The 16,760-nt window shown below is 59.6% G+C and carries 11 protein-coding genes; 5 read left to right on the top strand and 6 right to left on the bottom strand.

Going from position 1 to position 16,760, the window contains the following annotated elements; all coding sequences use genetic code 11:
- Nucleotides 1–6: 6 nt before the first annotated feature.
- The 4 genes from ABIB66_RS22775 to ABIB66_RS22760 form a co-directional block, all read right to left on the bottom strand.
- Nucleotides 7–1,014, bottom strand: coding sequence for an ABC transporter permease (locus ABIB66_RS22775; protein ID WP_502917394.1), 1,008 nt, complete (start codon nt 1,012–1,014; stop codon nt 7–9).
- Entirely contained in the window at nt 1,011–2,015 is a 1,005-nt protein-coding gene (locus ABIB66_RS22770) for an ABC transporter permease (protein ID WP_354208826.1), read from the bottom strand. Before ABIB66_RS22770 ends, ABIB66_RS22775 begins: the two co-directional genes overlap by 4 nt.
- Nucleotides 2,008–3,492 carry a sugar ABC transporter ATP-binding protein gene (locus ABIB66_RS22765; RefSeq protein ID WP_354208825.1) on the bottom strand — a complete coding sequence of 495 codons (1,485 nt, stop codon included), beginning with the start codon at nt 3,490–3,492 and terminating at the stop codon, nt 2,008–2,010. Before ABIB66_RS22765 ends, ABIB66_RS22770 begins: the two co-directional genes overlap by 8 nt.
- A 103-nt stretch (nt 3,493–3,595) precedes the next feature.
- Complete coding sequence (locus ABIB66_RS22760) at nt 3,596–4,597, bottom strand: autoinducer 2 ABC transporter substrate-binding protein (RefSeq protein WP_354255747.1); 1,002 nt, start codon at nt 4,595–4,597, stop codon at nt 3,596–3,598.
- Nucleotides 4,598–6,233: 1,636 nt separating this feature from the next.
- Here ABIB66_RS22760 and ABIB66_RS22755 point away from each other — a divergent pair.
- Complete coding sequence (locus tag ABIB66_RS22755; protein ID WP_354208823.1) at nt 6,234–7,841, top strand: flavin-containing monooxygenase; 1,608 nt, start codon at nt 6,234–6,236, stop codon at nt 7,839–7,841.
- Between the two features lie 410 nt (nt 7,842–8,251).
- Here the strand turns inward: ABIB66_RS22755 and ABIB66_RS22750 are convergent, their stop codons facing one another.
- Both ABIB66_RS22750 and ABIB66_RS22745 read right to left on the bottom strand, forming a co-directional pair.
- Nucleotides 8,252–9,223, bottom strand: coding sequence for an MBL fold metallo-hydrolase (locus ABIB66_RS22750; protein ID WP_354255829.1), 972 nt, complete (start codon nt 9,221–9,223; stop codon nt 8,252–8,254).
- A 90-nt stretch (nt 9,224–9,313) separates the two neighbouring features.
- Nucleotides 9,314–9,799 (bottom strand): DUF2939 domain-containing protein, encoded by a 486-nt coding sequence (locus ABIB66_RS22745; protein ID WP_354208822.1) that lies wholly within the window; start codon nt 9,797–9,799, stop codon nt 9,314–9,316.
- Between the two features lie 342 nt (nt 9,800–10,141).
- Between ABIB66_RS22745 and clpB the strand changes: the two genes are divergently transcribed.
- The 4 genes from clpB (at nt 10,142) to ABIB66_RS22725 (ending at nt 16,715) form a co-directional block, all read left to right on the top strand.
- Nucleotides 10,142–12,781 carry an ATP-dependent chaperone ClpB gene (gene clpB, locus ABIB66_RS22740; RefSeq protein ID WP_354255744.1) on the top strand — a complete coding sequence of 880 codons (2,640 nt, stop codon included), beginning with the start codon at nt 10,142–10,144 and terminating at the stop codon, nt 12,779–12,781.
- 135 nt (nt 12,782–12,916) lie between these two features.
- The gene (locus ABIB66_RS22735) at nt 12,917–13,225 is read left to right on the top strand and encodes a UBP-type zinc finger domain-containing protein (protein ID WP_354208820.1); all 309 of its coding nucleotides are present in this window, start codon (nt 12,917–12,919) and stop codon (nt 13,223–13,225) included.
- 154 nt (nt 13,226–13,379) lie between these two features.
- Nucleotides 13,380–14,954 carry an aldehyde dehydrogenase family protein gene (locus tag ABIB66_RS22730; RefSeq protein WP_354255741.1) on the top strand — a complete coding sequence of 525 codons (1,575 nt, stop codon included), beginning with the start codon at nt 13,380–13,382 and terminating at the stop codon, nt 14,952–14,954.
- Nucleotides 14,955–14,966: 12 nt separating this feature from the next.
- Nucleotides 14,967–16,715 (top strand): FAD-dependent oxidoreductase, encoded by a 1,749-nt coding sequence (locus ABIB66_RS22725; protein WP_354208818.1) that lies wholly within the window; start codon nt 14,967–14,969, stop codon nt 16,713–16,715.
- Nucleotides 16,716–16,760 lie beyond the last annotated feature (45 nt).

The raw sequence follows: 16,760 nt of genomic DNA, 5'->3' as shown, positions 1-16,760 counted from the left end.
CACTGGCTACCGCGGCGCTTTGCCGGCGAAATGAGGAACCGCCGCAACGGCAATCAAGATTCCACCCCAGATCGCCAGCGTGAGGAATTGGCTGAGGTTCAACAAGTTGAATCCCGAGGAGATAACCTGAAGGATGACCAGTGCAAGCAATAGTCCGGCAACCTTGCCAAAACCACCAAACGGATCGATGCCGCCGAGGACGGCCGCAAGAATGGTGACGAGCAGATAGCTCTCGCCGTATGCCGCGTTGGCCGAGTTGAAACGCGCCAACATGACCACCGCTGCCACGCCCGCGAGCAGGCTGGAAAACACATAGAGTTTGAGGAGGACAGCGCGGGTATTGATGCCGGAGTAGCGGGTCGCCTTCTCGTTCGAGCCGATCATGTAAACCTTGGCTCCGAACGGTGTCGCGTTCAGCATGAGCGCGACGGGCAAGGCGCAGAACGCAAGTACGATCAGAGCAAAGGGTACCCCGAAAACCGTTCCGTTGCCGATAAACACAATCGGCTCCGGGAATCCGGAGATGACGTTACCGCGCGACAGGCCGATCGCGAGGCCCTTGCAGAGCGTCATCGTGCCGAGCGTGGCCAGGATCGGCGAAACGCCAAGATAGGCGATGACAAAACCATTGAGGAGGCCGACCAATGCAGCCACTGCAAATCCTGCAGCGATCGCAAACACCTGAATGCCGACCCAGGCAAGGCCCTGACTCCCCGGGATGTAGCGCGTCAGCAGGAACGCGATGGTCAGTCCGGACAGATTGGCGGTCGCGATGATGGAAAGGTTGAGGCCACCAGATAGCAACGCCAGCATCATCGCGAGCGAGAGGATGCCAAGTTCGGGCATCTGGAAAGCCATGGATTGCAGCGTGTTGACCGAGAAGAACCGGTCGCCGATCGCGATCGCGAACACGACCCAGAGCGCGAACAACAGCAGGATGAGGGTGGCGACCGTGCCGCTGCCGGCGAGGCCGACGATGCGCCGGCGAAGTGAGAGGGCGGGTACATTGCTCATCGGGATGCGCTCTGGCTTCGCCGCTCGCGCTGCGACCAGGCGGTCGCAGAGACCGAAATGAGAATAACCAAGCCGACGAAGAACGGCGACCAGTAAGACGAAACGCCCAGCAAAATGATTCCATTTTGGAGTACCGCGAGCAGTGTCAAGCCCAGAAACGTGCCGAAGACGCTGCCGACGCCGCCCATCAGGCTGGCGCCGCCGAGCACGACGGCAGCGACCACATCCAGTTCCTTGCCCACCAGCACCGTCGGGGCAACGGACTGCGCGAGTTGTGCCTGAATCAGGGACGCGATTCCGGCCATGACACCCATGTAGCAATAGACCAGTATATTGAGGCCGAAAACGTGGAAGCCGAGCCGCTGTGCGGCGTCGGTATTGCCTCCCATGGCATAGATTTGCCGGCCGATATTGGTTCGGTTAAGCAGGAGCCAGGTGACGAGAAATGCGAGCGCGAGCGCGAGGATCTGCAAGTTGACACCGTACGAGCTATCCTTGCCCCATTCGAACTCGAACCAGAATATTCCGGTCGCAAACCAGTCGGGCAACGAATAGATGTATTTGCCGCCGGTGAAGAAGATCAGAAGTCCATAGAAGATGTTCAGCGTCGCGATCGAAACGATGATCGATGGTATTCGAAGTTTCTGGATGAAAAACGCGTTGAGGGCACCGAGCGCACCGCCAATTCCAATCGCGATGGCGAAGACGCCGATCCAGTTCGCCCCGTAAGCATTGGCAAGCGAAAGTGTGACATATTGCGCCACTGACGCGGTCGCGGTGAATGAGATGTCGATTCCGCCGGCGATCAGCACGACCAGCAGCCCGAGCGCCAGGATGCCGACGAATGCATAGGAGGTCAGCAGATCAAACAGATTCTGCATGGTCAGGAATTGGGCGTTCGCGAAGCCCAAGCTGGCGCAGAGTCCGAGAATGACTATCAGCAGCCAGAACTCATGGCTGCGACGAAACCTGCCGAATGATGCGATGTGCGATTCACGCATTGACGGCCTGCCGAAGCGCATCTTCGGAAGTGGCTGCGGCAGGCACGTCGGTTGTCAAACGACCTTCCCGCATCACCAGCACGCGATGACTATGATAAAGGACCTCGGGAATTTCGTCTGATATCATCAGCACCGCAACGCCGTCGCGGGCCAGCCGACAGATGATTTCATAAATGCCGTCCTTGGCGCTGATGTCGACGCCCACCGTGGGGCTATCGAGGATGAGCACCCGCGGATTGGTCGCCATCCATTTGGCGAGCACGACCCGCTGCTGATTGCCCCCGGAGAGCGTCTTCACCGGGTTGGCCGGATTGGCGACCTTGATCCCGAGTTCAGCAACCCACCGAGCGACATGGGTCTGCCGCGCGCGTGCGGCAATCAAGCCGAACGCGCCCGCCAGACGATCCAGCACCGTAAGCGTGACGTTCGCCGTGACGGACTGATTCAGGATGAGACCAAGCGTAAGCCTATCCTCGGATACGTAGGCGATCCCTCGATCGATCGCCTCTGCATTTGTACGCAGCGCGATCGGCCGTCCGTCAAGTGCGATGGTGCCGCGATCGGGCGGCTTCATGCCGAACAGGGATAGCGCCAATTCGGTTCGCCCTGAGCCGAGCAGGCCGGTGAGACCCACCACTTCCCCTGCGCGCAACTGCAAGCTTACATCCTCATATTCACCCTGCCGGCCCAGGCCCTTTACTTCCAGCACGACCGGGCCAGTGGCAAGCTCAGGCGCCTGTACCTGATACTCGAAGGACTTACCCGTCATCAGGTGGCTGAGTTTCCGCCCGTCGATTACGTCTGCAGCAAAGGTACCGACTTTGGCGCCATCCCGCAGTACCGTTACGCGTTCGGCGATTTCAAGCACCTCGTCGAGACGGTGACTGACGAAAACGACGCAGATGCCAGCACGCTTCAGCTCGCTTACGAGCGCGATCAGGGCGTTCACCTCGTGGCGAGTCAACGATGCCGTCGGCTCATCCATAATCAGGAGTTTGGCATCCGCAGCCAAGGCGCGGCAGATCGCGACCAACTGGCGTCCGGCAATGCTGAGCTCAGACACTTTCGCGTCCGGGCCGAACTCAACGCCGATCTTTGCCATTGTGGCCTTAGCGGTGGCGCGCATTGAGGCCCAGTTCACCGAATGGAGACCGCCAAGATGGTGCGCCATCGCGATATTCTCGACGACGGTGAGGTTGGGGAATAGCGAAAGATCCTGGTAGATGACCTGAATGCCGCAATGCGTGGAGTAGACCGGGTTTAGTTTGGGAAATTCCTTGCCGGAAATTACGATCCGGCCGCCGGGCTCCGCTGTCTCTACGCCCGAAATGATCTTGATCAGGGTCGACTTGCCGGAGCCGTTTTCACCCACCAGGCAGTGCACCTCGCCGACTTCCAGAGTGAGATCGACGCCGCGGAGCGCGTGCACGCCGCCGAAGCGCTTCGATATGCCGGACATCTCCAGGAAAGTCGCCAAAGGTTCGCCTGCAATGGAGTCGTGCGATCACTCGAGTTGTACCGCATTCCCGACCGGAAGGGCCGGGAATGCAGCGCGATGACGCGACTAAACCGGTGCCGGGCTAGAGCCCTCCGGCGATCAGACCGTCGATGGTTTCCTTATTGATGCGCATGATCTTGTCCACCTTGATCTGCTTTCCTGCCACGTCGACGGCTGCCTTGCCAAGGCCGGGTACATCGACGCCATCCGTGATCGGCTTGCCATCGAGCACGAGTTTGGCCACCGCGACCATCGCGTAACCCGCATCGGTAGGATTCCACAGAAAACCTTCGCGGATCGTATCATCCGCGATAAGCGACTTCGCCTGGCTTGGCAGCACGGTGCCGACAACGGCGATCTTCTTGCCGAGACGTTGCTGGCGCACAGCATTTCCGGCTCCGATTGGTCCGTTCGAACCAAAGCCGAGAATACCACGCAGGTTGGGATAGGCCTTGATCACGTCAAGCGTCGTGCGCTGGCTGGTGTCGATCTCGTCGGCGCCAGGGAAGCGGTCGGCGACCAGCTTCATTTTTGGAAAATTCTTCTGCTGGTAGGCAATCGCGGCATCGGCCCATTTGTTGTGAAGTGGCGTCGTAAGAGTCCCGACATAGACCACATAATCACCTTCGCCGCCCATGTCCTTGGCGAGACGTTCCATCTGCACCTCGCCGAAGCGAACGGAGTCGATCAATTCCACATTCCAGTCACGGCCTTCCTGTTCCGGACCCTCATGCGTGATGACCTTGATTCCGGCGGCCTGGGCGCGCTTCAGCACGGGCTCGCAGACTTTTACATCAAGCGGCACCAAGCCGATCACGTTGACCTTCTTGGCAATCAGATCCTCAAGGAGCTTTACTTGCTGTGCCGGATCGACGTTCGCCGGGCCAACCATAGTCGCATTAATGCTGAAATCCTTCGCACCCTTCTGGATTCCCTTTTCAAGTGCGTTGAACCACGGAATTCCCGCGATCTTCACGACCGTGACCATTTCCTTTTGGGCTTGCGCCAAGGCAAAGCCCGGAATACCGGCACCGGCCAACGCGGCCGTGCCGCCGATCAGCTTGAGCGTCTGGCGTCTGTCCATTGTTCCCTCCCAGGAAATTATCTTGGATTCCGCACCCTTGACCGGACAGTCGCTGGGTGGGGCCGTCGACCCTGTTCTTGCTGGAGGCAGAAAGTCATTGCCTGTCCAACCGCAGGGCCTTGAAGCAGATTAGAGACTGGCGCTCCAGAACGTGTCAAGCAAGTGACATGCTCGCCAGCCACCATCGCAGTGCGATACCTGGTCTGGTCTTCAAGCTGCTGAATGAGCTGCAGCGATCGATCAGCATTCCTACAGCCATCACGTCAGCGAAGGAACGCCCACGCCATCCCGCCGGACGAAAGCAAACAGTCCCGGCCCTGGCTTCAGAACCCACCAGGTCGGCCGCGCACAGCGATTCACACTTTTCTCTGATCTCTGAGTGTCATTTTTTCGTCACCGTGTGGGTGCGCCCGCGAAGGCCGGCTACGGCCAGCTTCGCCGTTGCACAATCCCTTGCCGGCCACGACTATCTCACTGTCATTCTTACGCTTTTAGCTTCCCGTAAACGTCATCGTCCGACCGTGCGTTCACATCATTTTTCGCGCTCGGGCGCCTGCCCTCCGCTTGTCAGCATCGCGGGTCGCATGCCATCCTAACCCCGCGCGCGCAGGGGAAGGGCAATTCCCTCCATTGGCTATGCGCCGCGTTAGGGCGACGTCCATGACGCTTGTTCAGATAAGGTCAAGAAAGCACTGCCGCGAAGAAGACTTCAACATGACGCAGCATTTCGAATCCGCTGTTTGCGGATACTCCGATTGAGTTCTGCTGAGAACATCGCGGCTCGCATTGGAGAAGGCCTCGCACCTTTTCGGTCACTTTGCGGTCAGCCAATGAGCTTGCTGACGCGGCAGGGTGCAGCAGACAAAGCTGTCCGAAAGCTGGTCGGTGCCGAATTGGTACCTTACGACGACAAGACAGGCGGACGGTTCACCAATTTATGAGCGACCTCGATCGATTGCTACGTGTGCCGAAAGTTCAGCTATTTCGGCCGCCGACGGTTAATTGGAGTCCCCTGATCTCGAGCTTTGAGCTGCGCGGGATAGGTACCTAGCGGTCCCGCGAGTTGGCTCGGGAGCCTGCCCGGGAGCCTTTCTATCTCTCTTCGGACAAACGCAGCGATGTTTCCCACCAAGAGCTTTGTCCGCTTCATTTTGGTGTCAAATGCGGCTGCAGGCCGGTTACGAGATTGAGCGGCACCCTTACAGTCTCTCCCGCTAATCATCCTGGAATACGCCGCGTCTACTTGCGAGCACACGCCGGGTTGCCGCGCCCACAAGATGACGCATGTCTGCGGCCAAAGTCCTGGTCGCTCCAATTAGACATCGACCGGAATTGACTCTAGCGGCCGCTGCAATTCCTCTCATGGTACGTCGAAACGGCGGGTCCGAGAAATGGGGTCCCCGCAAATCGACGTTGATTGCTTCTGGACCGGTCCGGTCTTTGATCGAGTGCATTGCAGATTTGAAGGCGACGCCCGGCAGTGAGCTGCATTGAGCAGAGAAGGCGAGCTTGAGCGCACTGACCGGGGCGGTTATATTAGTCCAATTCACTTTGACGCAGCGCACTTTCACCCTTACGGCGCTGGCGGTATACCGAGCCTTATGTTTGTGGGGCGGCGTAATGAGCGAGTGCGGCAATGTCGAATGAACCGGTTGAGCTAGACGCGCTGGTTGTTGGTGCGGGCTTTGCGGGCCTCTACCAGCTGTTTCGGCTTCGGGATAACCTTGGCTTGAAAGTCAAGGCCGTAGAAGCGGCCCAGGGTGTTGGGGGTACGTGGTTCTGGAATCGCTACCCTGGAGCTCGGTGCGACTCTGAAAGCCATGTCTATTGGTATACGTTTTCCCTGGATTTGATGCGGCAATGGGAGTGGTCCGAACGCTATCCGGGCCAAGCAGAAATTCTGCGTTATCTGAATTTCGTTGCCGACAAGCTCGACCTGAAACGCGACATTCAATTTGGTACCCGGGTTGCGTCGGCGCATTACGACGAAGCGACGAATCGCTGGCACATCCGTGCAGAAACGGGCGAGACCTTCATCGCGAAGTTTCTCATTACCGCGGTCGGCTGCCTCTCCACTGCCAACGTGCCCGACATTTTGGGACTGAAGACCTTCAAGGGTGAGTGGTACCATACAGGGCAGTGGCCGCACGAAGGCGTCGAGTTTGCGGGCAAGCGAGTGGGGATGATCGGCACCGGATCGACCGCCATCCAGGCGGCGCCGGTGATCGCCGATCAAGCCAAGCATCTGACCGTATTCCAGCGTACCGCGAACTATTCAGTACCAGCACGCAACGTCCCATTGACGGCGGACTTCAAGCAATATGTCAAAAACAGCGCCAGCGAAATACGCGCGACCACGCATCAAACCTACAATGGCATGGGCTTCAAGGTTTCGGAACGCAAAGCGGTCGACACGCCGCCAGAGGAGCGCGAGAGAATTTACGACGAGGCCTGGGAGCGTGGCGGGCTGCAGTTCCGCGCATCCTTTGAGGACATGCTTGTTTCTAAGGAAGCAAACGACACCGCTGCCGACTTCATAAAAAGGAAGATCCGTTCGATTGTGAAGGATCCGCAGACCGCGGCGGTCCTCGCTGACATTGATCATCCGTATGCGGCCAAGCGCCCGCCGATCGATACCGACTATTTTGAGACCTACAATCGGCCGAATGTCACGCTCGTGGACGTCAAAGCTGCGCCAATCCGGCAGATCTCCGAGATTGGAATTCGCACGGATCAGGCCGAGTACCCTCTAGACGTCATAGTTTTTGCGACAGGGTTCGATGCGTTGACGGGACCGCTGCTCAAGATGGATATCCGCGGGCGGGGCGGGATCGCACTCAAGGATGTCTGGGAGGCAGGACCACGCAATTATCTAGGTTTGCAGGTCGCTGGTTTTCCAAACCTCTTCACCATCACGGGGCCCGGCAGTCCATCGGTTCTGTGCAACATGCCCGTAGCCATAGAGCAACATGTCGACTGGATCACTGATTGCATCGCTCATATGCGGACTAACGGGCTGGAGCGGATCGAGGCACGGGCCGACGCCGTCGAGAAATGGGTAAGCGAAGTCAACGAGGCGGCTGCCCGAACACTACTACCGCAGGCAAAGCATTCCTGGTACCTCGGGGCGAATATTCCAGGCAAGCCGCAGGTGTTCATGCCATATGCGGGCGGCTTGGTCCGTTATCGCGAGATCTGTCAGAAGGTCGTCACCCGCGGCTACGAAGGTTTCGCTCTGTCATAGTCGTTTGCAATGAGTTCGGCTCGTCGTCCTCGGCGATGGTCCGGTCGTTAACCTGAATCGTGCCTAGCGGAGCTGCAAGCACCTATCCTTCCGAGGCCACCGCCCCTCACGGCCGAAGCGCGCCCCAGAAAGCCGCCAGCTGCAGGTGGAAAATCCTACAAGATTGACGCCCAAGCCGGTGTTCTCCTAAGTCGGGATGTGCGGAGCACAAGCCTGCGCAGGTTGAGCTCCAGCATGTCTGCGAGGACCATTATCGTGCGTCGTGATTTTGACTAACACGTCCGAGTCTGACTCGAAGGCCACATCGCAGTCCGACACCGTTCTCGTCAGAGACAAGGCGCAAAAATGCCCCGTCAAGTCCGGGGCTAGAGTTTGCTTTGGAGGTCGTCTCTTTTGTCTGCGCTCGGAGTTCAGAGATTCAAGCTCATCGCTTCCGGGTAATAGTGGAAGCCCTCCGATGTCTTGGCGATATGGCCGTAACCTGGCCAAGCAAAATGATAGGACATCACAGGAATCTTATTTGCAGCAATCATATCCAGCAATTTGACCCGGCTTTCAGCTGCCTGCTGCGGATTGGTGTCGTACGAGAACTGCATCCGTGGTTTTTCAAGCAGCAGTATCGGATGGTGAGTAAGATCACCGAGGAAGGCGAACGATTTCCCTGCCGACGAGTCCATGAAGATTGTGTGACCTACGGTGTGGCCAGGAGCTGCCATGGCCTGCACGTCGGGAAGGAATTCCTGACCGTCCTTGAAGAACACAAGGCGATCTCGTACCGGCAGTAAGTTCTTGCGTGCATGAACGACAAAGTCCTTCAATGGACTGCCAAGCTTGCCTTCATCGGTCCAGAAATCGAAATCGCTCTGAGCTATGTAGTACTGTGCGTTGGGGAATAATGGCTTACCGTCCCCGTCCACAATGCCGCCGATATGATCGATGTGCGCGTGTGATAAGACCACGGCGTCGATGTCGGCTGGTTTAATGCCAGCCTCTGCCATACTCTTCTGCTGACGGCCGGTGGTCGGTCCGAAGGCCTTGGACGTTCCCATGCCAGTGTCGAATAGAACTAGCCTGTCACCCATATTCACGATTGGCGAATTCTGCTCCAGCACCACATTTTCCGGTGAGAGGAAATTGTCGCTCAGCATCTTCTTCACTTCTTCATCAGGCACGCCGATGAAGGTCCCTTTCGGAGGACCGAGTGGCAGCGGACCGTCAGAAACGACCGTCACTTCGGCGTCTCCGAGACCGAAGCGATAGAAATAACCTGGCTGCGACCCAAGCTTGGGTGCTCGCGCAAAAGCGTTACTGCCCAGCACGGTCGATGCGCCTAATCCTGCGCCGAGGGCGAGCAAGGAGCGCCGCGATAAGCGTCGGCTCAGCGCGTCGGTAGCCGGTCCACTATGCTGAACAAGACCTTTGGCGGCAACGTGATGCCGGATAGCTTCCAGCTCGCCCCTTCATAATGCAGGCTAACACTCCCGGCGTCCTGATTTGCTCCGAGCCTCACCGCAAACTCGACCGGCTTCACTGGCGTTATGCGTCCCGCGAGAACAAAGATGTTCGAAACGTCGAGTTCGGCAAACGAAGACATCGTCCCAAATGTAATGTTTTCTGCCGCGTTGCGGACGGTGCCGCTCCTCAACAGGACGGACAAATTTTCCGGTGTCATGAGCTTGACCGCGAGATCGTCGGCGATTGTCGCACGCGACTGCGTTAACTGCCATTCGTTCGAACGGCCGCACCGGCCGCTTTTGGCCAATTCGGTCGAGATAGGCGGACACAACCTGATCGACCACCGAATGGCGGATGCGCGGAAGATTCGTTCGGGCCACCACCTGAGCGGCGTCTCCGCTTCGCAACGCTGAAACCAGCTCCAAGACAGAAACGAAGGCTGACCCGGCATAAGTAAGGAGGCAGATCAGGAACGCCGCCACGATGCCAACGAGCCACCTCATCGAGCGGCAATCGTGGTGGAAGGGCATTGTTCCAAGATGCGATCGGCAAGGGCCACTGACGCTTCTTGCGCCGCTGTCAGCCGAGAAGTTCGGCTGCAGGTGAGACGCGCCGTCCGAGCAGTTGGCTGGCGCGGACAGACAGGGCACCGCTCAAGCGCAGCGATATGCAGTAGGTTTCAGCATCGACGACGAAAACCGCTTGGCGAGTTGACGAATGTCAGTGCGAGCTTTCAGAAACGCAAAGAGCATGCCGCGTCCGTGCCTTGCGGACAATCCACTAACGGCGGGCCGTTTCGTTGATCGCACTCCGGGGCGGAGCGGCATTGCCGAGGGAAGACGATGATGAATATTGAACGGTACACCGAGCGCTCGCGCGGTTTCATTCAATCCGCGCAGTCGCTAGCGATGCGCGAAGGTCATCAGCAGTTTTCCACGCTGCAGCTGCTGAAGGTCCTGCTGGACGACGGCGAGGGCCTTGCTGGCGGCCTGATCGACCGCGCCGGCGGCAATTCCCGTGCAGTCCTGAAGGCGACCGAGGACGCTCTGAACCACCTGCCAAAGGTCTCCGGCGGCGGTGCCGGGCAGGTTTATCTTGCCCCCGAACTCGCGCGAGCCTTCGACGCCGCTGAGAACGCAGCCGAGAAGGCAGGCGACAGCTTTGTCACGGTTGAGCGTCTCCTGCTTGGCCTCGCTATGGACAAGAACAGCGAGGCCGGCCAATTACTAGCCATGGGCGGCGTTAGCGCGCAGAAGCTAAATGCTGCGATCGAATCCCTGCGAAAGGGCCGCACCGCGGATTCCGCGACCGCCGAGAACGCGTATGACGCGCTGAAGAAATATGCCCGCGACCTGACCCAGGCGGCGCGCGATGGCAAGCTCGACCCGGTCATCGGCCGCGACGAGGAGATCCGCCGCACGATCCAGGTGCTGTCGCGCCGGACCAAGAACAATCCCGTCCTGATCGGCGAGCCCGGTGTCGGCAAGACCGCCATCGCCGAAGGGCTCGCGCTGCGTATCGTCAATGGTGACGTGCCGGAGAGCCTGCACGACAAGAAGCTGCTCGCGCTCGACCTCGGCGCGCTTATTGCGGGTGCAAAATACCGCGGCGAGTTCGAGGAGCGGCTGAAGGCCGTGCTTCAGGAGGTGACCGCAAGCGGGGGCACCTTCATCCTGTTCATCGACGAGATGCACACGCTGATCGGCGCCGGCAAGGCCGACGGCGCAATGGACGCCTCCAACCTGCTCAAGCCCGCGCTCGCGCGCGGCGAGCTGCACTGCATAGGCGCCACTACGCTCGATGAGTACCAGAAGCACGTCGAGAAGGATGCCGCGCTGGCGCGGCGGTTCCAGCCGATCTTCGTCAGTGAGCCCTCGGTCGAGGATACGATCTCGATCTTGCGCGGGCTGAAGGACAAGTACGAGCAGCACCATGGCGTGCGGATCACCGATTCCGCGCTGGTGGCCGCCACGACCCTGTCCAACCGCTACATCACCAACCGTTTCCTGCCGGACAAGGCCATCGACCTTATGGACGAGGCCGCGGCGCGGCTGAAGATGCAGGTCGATTCCAAGCCGGAGGAGCTGGATTCCCTGGATCGAGAAATTGTCCGCCTGAAGATCGAGCAGGAAGCCCTGAAGAGGGAAAGCGATCCGGGCTCCAAGACTCGGCTGCAGTCGCTGGAGAGGGAGCTCGCCGATCTCGAGGAGAAGTCGGCGGCGCTGACGGCGCGCTGGAGCGCCGAGAAGAGCAAGCTCGTGAACGCCCAGAAACTGAAGGCCGAGCTCGACGGCCTGCGGGTCGAGCTCGCCAACGCCCAGCGGCGCGGCGAATTCCAGAAGGCCGGCGAGCTGGCCTATGGCCGGATCCCGCAACTCGAGAAGCAGCTTGCTGAGATCGAGGCCAAGGAGAACTCCGGCGAGATGGTGGAGGAGGCGGTCACCGCCAACCATGTTGCGCAGGTGGTCTCGCGCTGGACTGGCGTGCCCGTGGATAAGATGCTGGAGGGCGAGAAGGAGAAGCTTCTGAAGATGGAGGAGCAGCTTGGACAGCGCGTGGTCGGTCAGGCCGAAGCGGTGCATGCGGTCGCGACCGCCGTGCGCCGCTCGCGCGCAGGGCTGCAGGACCCTAACCGGCCGATGGGCTCGTTCATGTTCCTGGGGCCGACCGGCGTCGGAAAGACCGAGCTGACCAAGGCGCTCGCCGAGTACCTCTTCAACGATGAGACCGCGATGGTCCGCCTCGATATGTCCGAATACATGGAGAAGCATTCGGTCTCGCGGCTGATCGGCGCACCTCCGGGCTATGTCGGCTATGACGAGGGCGGAGCGCTCACCGAAGCGGTGCGGCGCCGGCCCTACCAGGTGGTGCTGTTCGACGAGATCGAGAAGGCGCATCCCGACGTCTTCAACGTGCTGTTGCAGGTGCTCGACGACGGCCGCCTCACCGACGGCCAGGGCCGAACCGTCGACTTCCGCAATACGCTGATCATCATGACCTCGAACCTCGGTTCGGAGTTCTTGGTGAACCAACCGGAGGGCGAGGACACCTCGGCGGTGCGCGAGCAGGTGATGGGAATGGTGCGGGCGCACTTCAGGCCAGAGTTCTTGAACCGCGTCGATGAGATCATCCTGTTCCACCGCCTGCAGCGCAGTGAGATGGGACGGATCGTCGAGATCCAGTTCGCCAGGCTTCAAAGGCTGCTGGACGATCGCAAGATCACGCTCACGCTCGATGCGGACGCGAGGGATTGGCTCGCCGCCAAGGGCTGGGATCCCGCTTACGGCGCGCGGCCGCTGAAGCGGGTGATTCAAAAGTATCTGCAGGACCCCCTGGCCGAGATGATCCTCGCAGGCGAGGTGAAGGACGGCGACAAGGTCGCGATCTCGGCAGAAGGCAATGTCCTGACATTCAACGGCAAGGCGCCGCAGACGGCGGAAATAGCGCAGTTCAACGCGCCATCTCCGAAACGGAGATTGCACTGAATGGCCTGCCTGGACGCCGGTGCAATGCGCTGCACCTGGGAATATCAGACACAACTGCAGGACCAGGACAACGCTCGGCAACGGAGCAGGAATTGAGATCGGGCAGAACGCAATTGGCGGATTTAGCAGGATAACATGGCACAGCGTTGCAGGCACTTGGCAGGTATTCACGACGTAGTTCCCAGTTCTCTCGGTTGTGAGGAATGCCTGCAACTGGGCGATCCATGGCTGCACCTGCGCGTCTGCCGAACTTGCGGTCATGTCGGTTGCTGTGATCAGTCGCCGAATCGACACGCGACGAAGCATTTTCATGCAACCGGTCACCCGATCATCGAAGCCTATGATCCGCCCGAAGGCTGGGGCTGGTGTTATGTCGATGAACTGATGTTTGACTTGTCGGATCGGCCCACACCGCAACTAGGTCCGATCCCAAGGTTTTATTGATGCCCTGCACGATCAGAGGCTCTAAGGCGTGGGGGAACCCTTCAATGCAGTCGATGAGATGCTTTCCCGCGTTTGCGTTGACGGCTGTCAAGGTGAAGGGTCGCTCGAGACGTCATCGTCAGCTGCGAAAGCCAACCTGCCAAAGGAGATGGACATGGTCGCGCGCAGTGCCAACCGTAGTTCCGACCGAGCCGAAGCCATAGTACGGGATGGCACCAAAGTTCAAACGAGAGATCCGCAACCTTATGACAAGTTTGATCTGCTGCCGATCGCCGGGAATTGGCGTCACGGGCAAGCAGAGCACAGGCTAGTCGATAGGAATCCGTTTACCGGCGATGTCCTCCTCGAAATCAAGCAGGCTGACCGTCGCGATCTCGATGCGGCGTTTGCAGCGGCTGCCAAGGCTCAGGTGGAGTGGGCCGTCTCAGCACCGGCGGCGCGGGCGCAAGTATTTCGCCGCGCGGCTGACGTGATGGAAGCACGCCGTGGCGAAATCGTCGATTGGCTGATCAAGGAATCCGGCAGCACGCGACTGAAGGCGAACCTAGAGTGGGAAGTGACACACACCGTCATGCTGTGGGCGACTTCGGTGCCCCATGCCGTCGAAAGCCGCTACATTCCGTCCGACATTCCGGGCAAGGAAAATCAGGTGCGGCGCAAGCCGGTCGGAGTTGTCGGGGCGATCAGTCCTTGGAACTGGCCGCTCCATCTAAGCAATCGCACAATCGCACCGGCGCTCGCAGTAGGAAATGCCGTTGTGGTGAAACCCGCGAGTGATACGCCGGCAACAGGCGGATTGCTGTTGGCGAAAATCTTCGAGGAGGCCGGCCTGCCGGCGGGGCTTCTGAGCGTCGTTGTCGGCTCTGGCAGCGAAATCGGCGACGCTTTCGTCAGTCATCCCGTTCCACGAGTTATTTCGTTCACCGGCTCGACGCCGGTCGGCCGCGGGATCGCGGAACTCGCGGCGAAGGCGCCGATCATCAAGCGCGTTGATCTGGAGCTCGGCGGCAATGCTCCCTTCGTTGTGCTCGCGGACGCCGATTTAGATCAGGCCGTTGAGGCCGCAGTGTTCGGCAAGTTTCTGCACCAGGGCCAGATCTGCATCGCTATAAACCGCATCATTGTCGAGGAGCCGGTCTATCGCACGTTCGTTGATCGCTTTACGGAGCGGGTGGCGCGATTGAAAACAGGCGATCCCCACGATGGCGATACGATGATTGGTCCGATCATCAACAGCTCACAACTTGATAAGCTGATGGCACGCGTTCGCCGCGCGAGCGACGACGGCTGCAAACAATTGCTTGGAGGCGAGCCGGAGGGACTCGTGTTGCCACCCCATGTCCTCGTGAACGTCACTAACCAGATGGAACTTGCAGCAGAAGAAATATTCGGCCCAGTGGCGCCGATCCTCCGGGTCGGCAGCGCCGAAGAAGCCTTGGCCGTGGCCAATGAAACGAGTTTTGGACTAAGCGGCGCCGTATTCACGCGCGACATGCACCGGGGCGTGCACTTTGCCCAGCGAATGCAGGTCGGTATGGCCCATGTCAATGATCACCCCGTCATCGACTTGCCGACCTGTCCGTTTGGCGGAGAGAAGAATTCCGGCATTGGCCGATTCAATGGATCTTGGGCGATCGAGGCTTTCACGACGGACCAATGGGTGACCGCACAGCACGCGCCGCGCGGCTATCCCTGGAGCGCTTCCGCCGTGCAGGGGCCATGGTCATGAAAGGCGCATAGGATGGACGACCTATCCAACACGGCTGCCGCCGGTCTCCAGACGAGCGGCAACGATATGCTTGAGTCCCGCCACGAGCACATGTTTCCCAAGTTCGCGCCGAACGAGATCGACCGCATGCGCCGCTTCGGCGAGATCAAACACTATGGTGTCAATCAATATCTATTCCGGACGGGTGAGAGGCCGGCGGGCATGTTCGTGATGATTGCCGGTCGGGTATGCATCGAAGCTCGCAACCGACCTGAACGGACCGAGAAGATTTTGGAATTGGGTGCAGGCGAAATCATCGCCGAAGTCGCCCAACTCTCCGGTGGACCCGCCTTGGTCGATGCGCGTGCAACCGAGCCCGTTGAAGCGCTGCTTGTTCTGCCGGCGAGACTTCGCGCTTTGCTGATCGCCGATGTTCAACTCGGCGAGCGCATCATGCGCGCCCTGATTTTGCGACGGGTGTTCCTCATAGAAGCCGGCACCGGCGGCCCTTGTCTCGTCGGGCATGACGGCCATCCCGGCATGGTGCGTCTCCTGGAATTCTTGGCGCGCAACGCCTATCCGCACCAGGTGCTCGATCCCACAAAGGACCCGGATGCACAGGCATTCTTGAAGCACTATCCTTGCAGGTCGGAAGAACTGCCGCTGGTCGTTTGTCCGACTGGGGAAATCCTGAAAAATCCGAGTGAAGCTGACTTGGGGCGTGCCCTGGGAATGGTCCCTCCGGATCTCGAGGGGCGCCGATACGACCTAGTAATTGCCGGTGCTGGCCCAGGAGGACTTGCAGCCGCCGTGTATGCGGCATCTGAAGGTTTGTCGGTCGGCGTCTTCGACGCACGGGCGTTCGGTGGGCAGGCCGGTGCCAGCAGCTGTATCGAAAACTATCTGGGATTCCCGACGGGAATTTCAGGCCAGGCACTGGCTGGGCGTGCCTATGTGCAGGCACAGAAGTTCGGCGTGGAGATGATCATCCCCGAGACGGTCACGAACCTTCGTTGTGAGCACTATCCATTCGCGATCGAACTCTCCGACGGTCGGAGCGTCACCGCGCTGAGCGTTGTGATCGCGAGTGGCGCGCGCTATCGCAGGCCGAATATACGCAACTTGGAGCATTTCGAGGGACGGGGAGTGTGGTACTGGGCCTCCCCGATCGAGGCTCGTCTATGCCGAAACGAGGAGGTGGCGCTGGTCGGCGGAGGCAACTCTGCAGGGCAGGCGGCGGTGTTTCTCAGCCGCTATGCCAAGAAGGTATGGATGCTCGTGAGGGGACCCAGCCTGGCTGCGAGCATGTCGCAATATTTGATCGACCGGATCGCCGCGACAGAGAATATCGAGCTGCTCACCTGCACGGAAATCGTCGGGCTGTCAGGTGGCGAGCAGGGCCAACTCGAACGAGTCCGCTGGCGCGACAGGACCGGCGCGGAAGTTGAGAAAACGATCCGCAACGTCTTCATGTTTATCGGTGCAGCGCCCGCAACAGAGTGGCTGAGCGGTTGTAACGTCAGCCGCGATAGCAAGGGGTTTGTGCGAACCGGCACGAATATCCCTCCTGACGATCTTCTATCGGCTGACGGCTCGAGCGTGCCATCGCTCGAAACCAACGTGGCTGGCGTGTTTGCGGTGGGTGATGTCCGTTTCGGATCCGTCAAGCGCGTAGGCGCGGCGATCGGAGAGGGAGCAACCGTCGTGCAACAGATTCACGGGTTTCTCGAGACGGCGCGAAACAGCCGAAGCGAACAGCCGGTGCAGGCCGCCGCGGAATGATAAGAGCTGCAAGCGGTTGGTGAATGAGATCCTCCGCATATGACG

The organism is Bradyrhizobium sp. F1.13.3 (assembly GCF_040548265.1).
Lineage (GTDB): Bacteria > Pseudomonadota > Alphaproteobacteria > Rhizobiales > Xanthobacteraceae > Bradyrhizobium.
Note: the sequence above shows the minus strand (reverse complement) of the source record. Positions and strands in the feature narration are given on the sequence as shown.